The following is a 2637-nucleotide window of genomic DNA, read 5'->3' as shown; positions in this document are numbered from 1 at the left end:
CCGATAGGAAGGTCCGGGTCAACCGCTCGACGGCGGCATCATACACTACGTGTATATTCACATACGACTTCATCGGATTTTGAACGATGAGCCCCTTTCCCCTCTGACTCTCTCTCTTAAAGGAGGTGCAAGAACATGAAACCGTTGGCAAACGAAGGCGACATATTAGTCTTGATAGACAATGATGATAACTGGTCGTTCTGGATGGTCCAGAAGACCGAAGGCTTGGTTTATGACATGGCATGGGCGGCGGCATGTACCACGCTCTCGCTGAGCAACTTCACTGAGATTTCCAACCTGGAACCTCAGTGGGAAGAGGACCCGTGGCGCTCGCTGTACCAGATACGGTGCGGCATAGACATCGGCCAGGTGTACGCGGAAATGTTGGCCGGGTCCATACGCAGGTGCCCGTACATGATTAAGCGTCCCTCCACGACCACTCCCCAGGTCGGTTACTTCGATGAGAAGTCCTCACCGTTCATCGACCCCAGGTACGAGTTCTTCCTGAGGCACAACGAGAAGCCCTCTTTCGCAGTCTACAACAAGTGGGGCATGTCCATTACTCCCAAGCTCCACTTCATCGGGCGCAAGCTCATGTGCTGCGACCTGAACAACCCCAAGAGCGCGGAGCATCTCAACCTGAAACCGGGAGACCTGGCCAAGCTCATCCAGAGATGCAAGGACCAGACAATCCAGCACAGGCGGATTACCATGCTCGGTATCGAGAGGTGATGGAATGGCGGACGACGAGGAAATGAGAGATTATCCCAAGCTCAACTACGAGCAGCAGTACGGCAGGAACCTGGACGGCAAGCCGTTCTCGATGTTCAACGAGGTCATGTGCGAGGCCACCATATGTGGGCTCTCCACCATAACCAAGGGCTCCATCACATTGGCGACGATTCCGGCAGGCAAGGAGTTCCACTTCCGGTTCATCAATATCGGTGGATACCCCGTCAAGAGGTCCAAGTTCCTCTTCAAGTATGGGACCGTTGTTGGCTCCGCGGGCTCCTTCCGTCTTGGAGTGACCGTGCCGTCCATGTCATCTTGGACCCCAGGGCCCAATGTGTTCATGAACAACATAAAGGGTATGGTGGCCAAGGGCGTTGTGAGCGTCATCAAGAACACCGTCAGCACCTGTGTCATAACCATCGGCGGGCTTTTAATTCCCTCGGACCCAGGGTTTTAGGTAGGTTAATAATACCCACCGACCCTGAGTCACTAAACCTTTTCATCTTATTTTTATTCACCATTAATTCCATATAGTTGTAACCGTCCTTTACCTTCGAGGGGAGAACATATCAGAGGAAGAGCCTAGTCCTAAGCTGAAATGCTATCTGCAAGACCTGATGAAGCTCAATGAATGGGCCGGTATGCAGGAAGACATTGGCCTGATAGGCGTGCTGGACACCTTATGCAATGAGCAGGGGCGTATCAATGCCATCCTGCACTCCAACGTGACGGTGAAGGGTGAGCTGGAGAACTGGCTCAATAATTTTGCGTACAACATCCGTAAGTTCGAGAGAAAGAACAAGTGGCTGCCACCTGATGCCATAAAAGGCTCTGCGATAGTCGTCGGTGCCGGTCCATCCATAACAGATGAGCAGATAATGGTTCTAAGGAACTATCCAGGTACCATAATCTGCACCAACAAGTCCTTGAAGCGCTGCTATGCTCATCATGTCGCTCCCAAATTCGTGACGGTCGTGCACCCGACCGATGAGATACTTCCTCACTTCGCTCACCAAGTTGTCCGGGACAATCTCTACATGTCCAATGTGGTGCTCTCCACCATGACCCATCCGTCAGTGACGGACGAAATACTGGCCCACGCGGACCCTGACAAGGTGTTCTGGTACAATCCGTCGACCAGTGACATGTTCGTGGAGAACATCGACAAGACCATTAGCTTGCTTTCCAACAGGGGCACCATCGACACCGGGGGGAACGTGGGCATATTCTCCATGCTCTTGGCGTACCAATGGGGTGCGAACCCCGTGGGCATCCTCGGCCTGGAGCACTGCCATGGACCGGGCTCCTGGGCCATGTGGACCAATGAGCAGTCGGATGGCTACGAGTGGCACTACGCGCCTGAGGACGACATGCTGTACTGCATTACTCCCATGTTCAAGTCCTACCTCCACGGCATGATGCAGTGGTACAGTGACGTTAGAGAACTGAGACCGGACTTCGACGTCATCAACCTCACCAAGATGGGGGTTATGTACACCAGGAGACGACCGGAGCGGACGAAGGACGGCATGCCGTATATGGATGTCAAGGACTTTGTGGCGAGGTATTCATGAGCGCATGGGGCTCCGCACTGGCATTGGTAGTGATGTGCGTGGTTGGCATAGTCTTCTGTCTCATCGGAAGACGCCGCGATGATATGTTTGGGCCGTCCATGTTCACCTGGCTTGGAAACATCTTTGTGCTTTTGTCCCTGACCTTACTTTTCATAATGCTCTTAGCGTACATTGCAGAGGTGGTTTGAATCAAGAAAGAGGATAAGAACGTCAACGAGGAGTTCCAGGCAGAGGTACAGCAACTGAATTTCGAGGCCATGCAGGAGCTTATACCTGAGTGGTCAAGGCACATCGCGGAGAACTTAGAGGCATGCAAAAAGTCTCTCAGCTT

At 52.9% G+C, this 2637-nt stretch carries 3 protein-coding genes; all 3 read left to right on the top strand.

The window, feature by feature from the left end; all coding sequences use genetic code 11:
- The first annotated feature begins 135 nt into the window (after positions 1-135).
- Positions 136-732, top strand: a complete 597-nt coding sequence (locus PHI12_15035) for a hypothetical protein (protein ID MDD5512098.1) — start codon at positions 136-138, stop codon at positions 730-732.
- A 4-nt stretch (positions 733-736) separates the two neighbouring features.
- Positions 737-1189: a hypothetical protein gene (locus tag PHI12_15030; GenBank protein ID MDD5512097.1), complete on the top strand. Its 453-nt coding sequence runs from the start codon at positions 737-739 to the stop codon at positions 1187-1189.
- Between the two features lie 160 nt (positions 1190-1349).
- Positions 1350-2306 carry a DUF115 domain-containing protein gene (locus PHI12_15025; protein MDD5512096.1) on the top strand — a complete coding sequence of 319 codons (957 nt, stop codon included), beginning with the start codon at positions 1350-1352 and terminating at the stop codon, positions 2304-2306.
- The last annotated feature ends 331 nt before the right edge of the window (positions 2307-2637 follow it).

The organism is Dehalococcoidales bacterium (genome assembly GCA_028716225.1).
GTDB lineage: Bacteria > Chloroflexota > Dehalococcoidia > Dehalococcoidales > UBA5760 > UBA5760.
This window is presented reverse-complemented; position numbering and strand designations above follow the sequence as displayed.

Coding starts and splice junctions, on each gene's coding strand:
- PHI12_15035 (MDD5512098.1), top strand. CDS start 136: ATGAAACCGTTGGCAAACGAAGGCGACATATTAGTCTTGATAGACAAT.
- PHI12_15030 (MDD5512097.1), top strand. CDS start 737: ATGGCGGACGACGAGGAAATGAGAGATTATCCCAAGCTCAACTACGAG.
- PHI12_15025 (MDD5512096.1), top strand. CDS start 1,350: ATGAAGCTCAATGAATGGGCCGGTATGCAGGAAGACATTGGCCTGATA.